Consider the following 8,223-nt stretch of genomic DNA (forward strand, 5'->3'; position numbering starts at 1 on the left):
CCAGGTAAGACTCGAGGTCCTGCTCTTCTGGGTCCCACGACGACAGTGTGAACAACACTGGTACAGGAGCCCCCGGAGTGCGGGACTCGACCAGTTCTAGGAGCAGTCGGCCGAGCAGCGCTCCGGCGCCGCTGTTCCACTCGACGAGGGCACCGTCGTCCCCGACGACCACCCGTGCCGTCTCGGCATCGTCGAACGGATAAACGGGGCTCATTCTCGCCACTCCATCGCGGACACTCGCAGTGAACACAGCCGCCACTTCCGCCCCAGCCTAAGCGCTGCCGGGGGAGGGCCGCGATGCGCGGGTGGCGGGTGTGCGTCCCCCACCCTTGACGGGTCCTCGCGTGTCGGCGTCACATTCTGTTGTTTGACGATCAATTGTGAGTAGTTCTGGTTCCCGACGCCTGTCTTCCCCGACCCCTGTCCCAGGGAGAGCCGCCATGACGTTCACACGCAGATCGGTCCTGCTGGCATCCGCCGCCGCCCCCGCCGCCGGAGCGCTGCTGTCCACCGCCGCCCGAGCCCACGCCCCCACCACCGGCCGCCAGGCCCTGCCCCTGCGGGACGGCTGGCGGTTCGCGCTGGCCGACCCCGGCGGGATCACCGACCCCACGGGCGCCTACGACCGCGCGGCGGACCCCGGTTTCGACGACTCCGCGTGGCGCGAGGTCGCCGTCCCGCACGACTGGTCGATCGAACTGGCCCCCACCACCGCGAACGGCACCACCAGCGGCACCGGCTTCTTCCCCGGCGGCCTCGGCTGGTACCGCCTCTCCTTCACCGTGCCGAAGGAGTACGCGAGGCGGCACGTCTCCGTCGAGTTCGACGGCGTCTACATGGACTCCACGGTCTTCTGCAACGGCACCGAACTCGGCACCCACCCCTACGGCTACACCGGCTTCGCCTACGACCTGACCGGCCTCCTGCACGCCGACGGCACCACGGAGAACGTCCTCGCCGTCCGCGTCCGCAACCGCCTCCCCAGCAGCCGCTGGTACTCCGGCAGCGGCATCTACCGCGAGGCCCGCCTGACCGTCACCGGCGCCGTCCACGTCCCCCGCTGGGGCACCCACGTCACCACCCCGGACCTCACCGCCGACCGAGCGCGCGTCGACATCCGCACAACAATCGACAACACCACCGGCACCCCGCAGAATGTCGAAATCACCTCCCGGATCGTCGGCCCGAACGGTCGCACGGCCGCCCGTACTTCGTCCACGCTCACCGTCACCGGCAGTGCGACCGAGGCGCACTCCGTCGTCGTCCCCGACCCGAAGCGCTGGGACTTCACCGACCCGAAGCGCTACCGCCTGGAGACCGAACTGCGGGTCGCGGGCGAGCTGGTGGACACCTACAGCACGGTCTTCGGCTTCCGCACCTTCCGTCTCGACCCGGACGACGGCTTCCAACTCAACGGCAGACACGCCAAGTTGAAAGGCGTCGACCTCCACCACGACCTCGGCGCGCTCGGCGCGGCCGTCAGCGCGGACGCGATCCGGCGGCAGATGCTCATCATGAAGTCGATGGGCGTCAACGCCCTGCGCACCTCCCACAACCCGCCCTCCACCGAGATGATCCGGATCTGCGAAGAGCTCGGGATCGTCATGCTCGTGGAGGCGTTCGACTGCTGGAAGACCCCCAAGACCCGCTACGACTACGGCCGTTACTTCGACGAGTGGTCCGACCGCGACCTCGCCGAGATGGTCCTTGCCGCCCGCAACTCCCCGGCCGTCGTGATGTGGTCGATCGGCAACGAGATCACCGAGTTCACCACCGCGGCGGGCCTCACCATCGCCGACCGCCTGGTCGCGGGTATCAAGGCGCACGACACGACGCGCCCGGTCGTCATCGGCTCCCACCGCCACCGCAGCGTCCCCGCCCCCGGCACCCCGGCCGACCTGATCCTCGCCAAACTCGACGGCCTCGGCGTCAACTACAACACCGCCAAGTCGGTGGACGCCCTGCACGCCCGCTACCCGCACCTCTTCCTCTTCGAGTCGGAGTCCTCCTCCGAGACCTCGACCCGAGGCGCCTACCAGGAGCCGCAGCACCTCAACACCGGCGAGAACCACACCCCCGGCAGACGCGCGGTCTCCTCCTACGACAACAACCTCGCCCCCTGGACGATGAGCGGCGAGTACGGCCACAAGAAGGACCGCGACCGGAAGTGGTTCGCCGGACAGTTCCTGTGGTCCGGCATCGACTACATCGGCGAACCCACGCCGTACGACGTGTTCCCGGTGAAGGCGTCGTTCTTCGGCGCGGTCGACACCGCCGGCTTCCCCAAGGACATGTACCACCTGTTCCGCAGCCAGTGGGTGAGCGAGCCCATGGTCCACCTCCTGCCGGCCGGCTGGAACCACGAGCCGGGGGAGACGGTCGAGGTGTGGGCGTACGCGAACGTCCCCGAGGTCGAACTCTTCCTGAACGGCAAGTCGCTCGGCGTGCGGTCCTTCGACGTGAAGGAGACCGTGGACGGCCGGGGCTACCTGGAGACGACCGAGGCGACCGGCGACGACAAGACGTTCACCGACGGCCCCTACCCGGGGAGTTACACAAGTCCGAACGGCAGCGCGGGGAAACTGCACCTCACCTGGAAAGTCCCCTTCCGGGAAGGCGAGTTGAAGGCGGTCGCCCGGCGCGGCGGCAAGACCGTCGCCACCGACGTCCTGCGCACGGCCGGCGCCCCGCACGCCGTCCGCCTCACCGCCGACCGAGGCTCCCTGCCCGCCGACGGGCGTTCACTCGTCTTCGTCACCGCCGACGTGGTCGACGCGCACGGCACGATCGTCCCCGGCGCGGAGCACCTCCTGACGTTCACCGTCGACGGCGGCTCCCTCGCCGGGCTCGACAACGGGCGGCAGGAGAGCGCCGAGAAGTACCAGGCGAGCACCCGAACGGCCTTCCACGGCAAGGCCCTTGCCATCGTGCGGGCGGGCACCGGGGCCGGGACGCTGAAGGTCACGGCGGCGGGGGAGGGGCTGCGGACGGGGACGGTCGCCGTGCGCACCACCTGGGCGCGTTCGGCCGCCGCGACCCCGGCGCCCGCGTTCGAGCCCGAGCACCCCGAGGCGCCGAACCACCCCTACGCCGACGCCAGTTACTCCGGGCGGCCCGACACGCTCCCGGCCGCGATGCTGGACGGCGATCCGGCGACCGGCTGGTCCAACGGGTTCCTGAAGGCGGCCACCGCGCTGCTGCCCGCGTTCTCGGGGGCGCGGGCGAAGGACTGGGTCGCCGTGGACTACGGGCGCGTGCGGGACTTCGACCGGGCCGAGGTGTCGTTCACCGTGGACGCCGGGCACAGTCTGCCGTCCCGGATCGAGGTCGCGGTGTGGGACGGGCGCGCGTACACCGCCGCGAGCGGGGTGGCCGTCGCGTGGGCGACCGCCTCGGACGCGCCGTCGGTGGTCACGTTCGGGGCGCTGCGGGGGAGCCGGGTGCGGCTCACGTTCACCAGCGCGTATCCGGGTGAGGCCCGGGGTGCCGTCAGGGTCAGCAGGCTGGAGATGTAGCTCCTGCGGGGCGGTCCGGACAGGGCGGGTGAGAAGCCGTCCTGTCCGGACCGTTGACGGGATGTCATGGCGGGAACAAGCATGGGCACCGTGCGCCGCGCGTGGGAGCGCTCCCATAGAGGTCGCGGCGCTATGGGCAGCCATGCCCGGAGCCGCACCCCCGAGGAGCCAGACGTGAAACGACGCAGAACGGCCGCACTGACGCTGGCCGCGCTACTGGGCGGCGCCCTCGTCGCGCTGCCCGCCACCCCCGCCGGAGCCGACGAGGTCGAGCAGGTCAAGAACGGCGGCTTCGACAACGGCACCGCCCCCTGGTGGACCAGCAACGTCACCCCCGTCGCCGCCGAGGGACGGCTCTGCGCCGACGTCCCCGGCGGCACCACCAACCGCTGGGACTCCTCGATCGGCCAGAACGACATCACCCTCGTCAAGGGCCAGACCTACCGCTTCTCCTTCAAGGCGTCCGGCGTCCCCGAGGGGCACGTCGTGCGCGCGATCGTCGGGCTGAGCGTCTCCCCGTACGACACCTGGCAGGAGGCGAGCCCGGTCCTGACCGAGGCCGACGGCTCGTACTCCTACACCTTCACCTCGCCCGTCGACACCACACAGGCGCAGGTCGGCTTCCAGGTCGGCGGCAGCGCGACCCCCTGGCGGTTCTGCGTGGACGACGCCTCGTTGCTCGGCGGGGTCCCGCCGGTGGTGTACGAGCCGGACACCGGGCCCCGTGTGCGCGTCAACCAGGTCGCCTACCTGCCCGCCGGGCCGAAGAACGCGACCGTGGTGACCAAGGCGACGACCCGGCTGCCCTGGCAGCTCAAGAACGCGGCCGGGAAGACCGTCGCGCACGGCTGGACCGTCCCGCGCGGCGTGGACGTGTCCTCCGCGCAGAACGTCCAGACCGTGGACTTCAGTGCCTACCGCAAGCGGGGCACCGGCTACACGCTCACCGCCGACGGCGAGACCAGCCGCCCGTTCGACATCGGCAAGGCCGCCTACGAGAAGCTCGGCCGGGACGCCGTGAAGTACTACTACACGCAGCGCAGCGGCATCCCGATCCGCGAGGACCTGCGGCCCGGCTACGGCAGGGCGGCCGGACACGTCGGCGTCGCACCCAACCTGGGCGACAGGTCGGTGCCCTGCCAGCCCGGCGTCTGTGACTACTCGCTCGACGTCAGCGGCGGCTGGTACGACGCCGGGGACCACGGCAAGTACGTCGTGAACGGCGGCATATCGGTGTGGGAGGTGCTCAGCACCTACGAGCGCTCCCTGCACGCCCGCACCGGCACCCCGGCCCGCCTCGGCGACGGACAGCTCGCCCTGCCCGAGAGCGGCAACAAGGTCCCCGACGTCCTCGACGAGGCCCGCTGGGAGCTGGACTTCCTGCTGAAGATGCAGGTCCCGGACGGCCGGCCCCTCGCCGGGATGGCCCACCACAAGATCCACGACCAGAACTGGACCGGCCTCCCGTTGCTGCCGAGCGACGACCCGCAGAAGCGTGAACTGCACCCGCCGTCCACCGCCGCGACCCTCAACCTCGCGGCGGCGGCAGCGCAGGCGGCCCGCCTCTACAAGCCGTACGACAAGGCGTTCGCCGCGAAGGCCCTGACCGCCGCCCGCAAGGCGTGGACGGCCGCGCAGGCCCACCCGGCGGTCTACGCCGACCCGAACGACGGCACGGGCGGCGGGGCCTACAACGACAACAACGTAACCGACGACTTCTACTGGGCCGCCGCAGAGCTGTACCTCACCACCGGCGAGAAGCAGTTCGCGGACCACGTGCTGGCGTCGCCCCACCACACGGCGGACCTCTTCGGCCCCGTCAGCTTCGACTGGGCCAGCACGGCCGCCGCCGGACGCCTCGACCTCGCCCTCGTCCCCAACCGGCTCCCCGGGCGCGACAAGGTCCGCAAGTCCGTCGTCAAGGGCGCGGACGGCTACCTCGCCACGATCGCCGGACAGGCGTACGGCATGCCCTACGCGCCCAACAACAACATGTACGACTGGGGCTCCGCGAGCCAGATCGTCAACAACGCCGTCGTCATCGCGAGCGCGTACGACATCACCGGCGCCGCCAAGTACCGGGACGGGGCCGTGCAGAGCATGGACTACCTCCTCGGGCGCAACGCGCTGAACATGTCCTACGTCACCGGCTACGGCGAGGCCAACGCACACCACCAGCACAGCCGCTGGTACGCCAACCAGCTCGACCCGAAGATGCCGTCGCCGCCGCCCGGGACGCTCGCCGGCGGGCCCAACTCCTCGATCCAGGACCCGTACGCGCAGAGCAAACTGCAAGGCTGCGTCGGCCAGTTCTGCTACATCGACGACATCCAGTCGTGGTCGACGAACGAGACGGCCGTCAACTGGAACGCGGCCCTGACCCGGCTGGCGTCGTTCGTCGCCGACCAGGGCTGACGTCGCCGGCCAGGGCTGAGAAGGGAACGCCTGTACGCCTCCGGTACCGCTGGGTATCCTGCTTGACCTGGGGATATTTACGGGTCAGTACCCGAGCGGTACCGTGAGGCACATGCCAGCCCTCAATGTGGAGTTCAGTGAACGCGAGCTGGAAGACCTGCGGCAGATCGCCAAGGAGCGCGGGACGTCGATGAAGGCGCTCGTCCGGGAGGCCGCCGCCGCCGACATCGCCCGCCACCGGGCGCTCCAGGAAGGCGCGGCGGCGTTCCGGACGTTCTTCGCCGCCCACGCCGACGAATTCGCGGCGGCCTTCCCCGACGACGAGACCCCCGTCGGGGCGAGGGGCAGGTCGGCCGGCCGATGACGTCCGTCATCCATATCGACGTCCCGTGGCTGCTCCAGCGCCACGAAGAGGTCCTCCCGGACCAGCCCACCGTGAACGACTTCTCCGCGCTCGTCGCCGCCGTCGCCCGGCACCGCGTCGACCCGCCCCGCCTCGGCGTCGACTCCGACCCGGCGTGGCGGGCGGCGGCCCTGCTGCACACCCTCGCCGTCCTCAAGCCGCTGCCCGCCTCCAACGCCCGCTTCGCCTGCGCGACGGCCGTGTCCTACATGTTCGTCAGCGGCGCCGGCATCGACCCGCCGTACGGCGCGTTAGTGGATCTCGCCCGGGACTTGATGGACGGGAAGGCGGACGTGTACAGGGCGGCGGACCGGCTGCGGTCGTGGCAGATATGAGGTGCGCTTCTCAGTAGATCTTCCGGGCCGCCGGCCGAAGCGGGAAGGCCGGACCGGCGGCCGTGCTCGCGCGGGAGAGCCGCAGTCCAACGCGAGGACCCCGAGGAGGGCCGACTCCCAGTGCACAGCGCGTGGGAGAGCAGGGGAAGTGTGTGGAGCGGGGGCGCTGCGGGCGCGCGGTTCACACGGGGTGCGTCGCTTCGCGCTTCTTGTTGTGGCCCACTGAATTGTGTAATGGTGAACTACCGTGCGCCGAGGCCCGGCCGGCCGCACCGTTCCGCACCAAAGGACCCGCCCAGTGCCCACCCCCTACCCTCCGCGTCCTCCGTACCCGCCGCCCGGCGGAGACCCCGGGGAGTCCGACGACGCGCTCGCGGCAGGGGTGCGCGGCGGCACGGACGGCGAGGTCGCCGAGGCCACCGCACTGCTGATCGCCCGGCACTGGAAGCCCGCCCACGACTACGCGGTGATCTGCCTCGCGGGCTTTGGGCAGGTCGCCTCCATGGTCACGGGCACCGCCTTCCACCAGGTCTTCGACCGGCTCAAGCTGGGCGAGTCCGGCACCGATCTGCGGCCCCGGCTGCTGCTCGCCGTCCGGGAGACCGTGCGGGTGTGGGCGTCCGCCGAGCGGGTCACCGCCGTCCTGCCCGAGCTGCGCAAACCTGCCGGAGCACGCGGGGTGCGGGTGGCGAAGGGGCTGGTCGCGGAGAACCGGATCCTCGCCGAGCGCGCCTACCACGCGCTGCCCGCGCTGGAGCGGTGCCTGCTGTGGCACGCCGAGGTCGAGGCCGAACCGCTCAGCGTCCCGGCCGCGCTGCTCGGCATCGACACGTCCGCTGCCGCCGCCGGTCTGGAGGACGCCCGCGACAAACTCCGCGAGGGGGTCGTGCGGGCGCATCGCGAACTCGCGCCCACCAAGGAGTGCCGCTTCTACAACCGGCTCCTCGATGTGCCGCTGCGGCGTGGCGGTGAGCTTCTGCCGGACGTCCGTACGCACCTCGACGTCTGCCGGTACTGCCGCGCCGCCGCCCAGCAACTCGGGATGTTCGACGGGCGGTTGGGGGTCATGCTGGCCGAGGCCGTGCTCGGGTGGGGGGCCCGGCGGTACTTCGAGTCGCGGCCCGACCGGGTGCGGCAGGAACCGGTCCGGCCGGGAGGCGGGGGCCGCGGGAGGCTGCTCGACCGGATACCGGCGCCGGGGCGGCGGGGGAAGCGGGGAGCCGAAGGGGGAGCGGCCGAGGGGGGTTCGGCCGTCGACGCGGGGGCTTTCGGTGTGCCTGGGCGGCGTGCTCAAGAGGTCGGGGAGAGGTACGGCCGGCCTGGCGTGGAGGACGCGGGGTTCGGCGGGGTGGGACGGCCCGTCGCCGGTGCCGCCTGGGGTGCGGGGAGTTTGGCGGGCGGTGATTCCGGCGGGGCCGGTGCTTTTCCCGATCCCGACGTGTCTCCCCTCGAAGCACCCTCGGCGGAACCGTCTCCCGACGACGACCGCCCCCGCTCACGCCGGGCCGCCGGGCGGGCGAAGGTGCGGGGGAGCCGGGGTGCGCGGGGGGCCCGG

Annotated in this window: 6 protein-coding genes; 5 read left to right on the forward strand and 1 reads right to left on the reverse strand. The window is 71.6% G+C overall.

Annotation, left to right across the window (positions count from 1 at the left end; genetic code table 11):
- A partial coding sequence (locus ACVNF4_RS28810; RefSeq protein WP_461805812.1) for a hypothetical protein occupies nt 1-259 on the reverse strand: 259 nt, incomplete at its 3' end.
- Nucleotides 260-440: 181 nt separating this feature from the next.
- Between ACVNF4_RS28810 and ACVNF4_RS28815 the strand changes: the two genes are divergently transcribed.
- The 5 genes from ACVNF4_RS28815 to ACVNF4_RS28835 all read left to right on the forward strand — a co-directional run.
- The gene (locus ACVNF4_RS28815) at nt 441-3,515 is read left to right on the forward strand and encodes a glycoside hydrolase family 2 TIM barrel-domain containing protein (protein WP_461805813.1); all 3,075 of its coding nucleotides are present in this window, start codon (nt 441-443) and stop codon (nt 3,513-3,515) included.
- A gap of 174 nt (nt 3,516-3,689) precedes the next feature.
- On the forward strand, nt 3,690-5,930 hold the full coding sequence (locus tag ACVNF4_RS28820) for a glycoside hydrolase family 9 protein (RefSeq protein WP_461805814.1): 2,241 nt from the start codon (nt 3,690-3,692) through the stop codon (nt 5,928-5,930).
- Between the two features lie 112 nt (nt 5,931-6,042).
- Nucleotides 6,043-6,294 (forward strand): hypothetical protein, encoded by a 252-nt coding sequence (locus ACVNF4_RS28825; protein WP_461805815.1) that lies wholly within the window; start codon nt 6,043-6,045, stop codon nt 6,292-6,294.
- Nucleotides 6,291-6,668, forward strand: coding sequence for a toxin Doc (locus tag ACVNF4_RS28830; RefSeq protein ID WP_461805816.1), 378 nt, complete (start codon nt 6,291-6,293; stop codon nt 6,666-6,668). Before ACVNF4_RS28825 ends, ACVNF4_RS28830 begins: the two co-directional genes overlap by 4 nt.
- A 298-nt stretch (nt 6,669-6,966) precedes the next feature.
- Nucleotides 6,967-8,223: hydrolase (locus ACVNF4_RS28835; RefSeq protein ID WP_461805817.1), on the forward strand; the 1,257-nt coding region annotated here is incomplete at its 3' end.

The organism is Streptomyces sp. S6, from assembly GCF_054880855.1.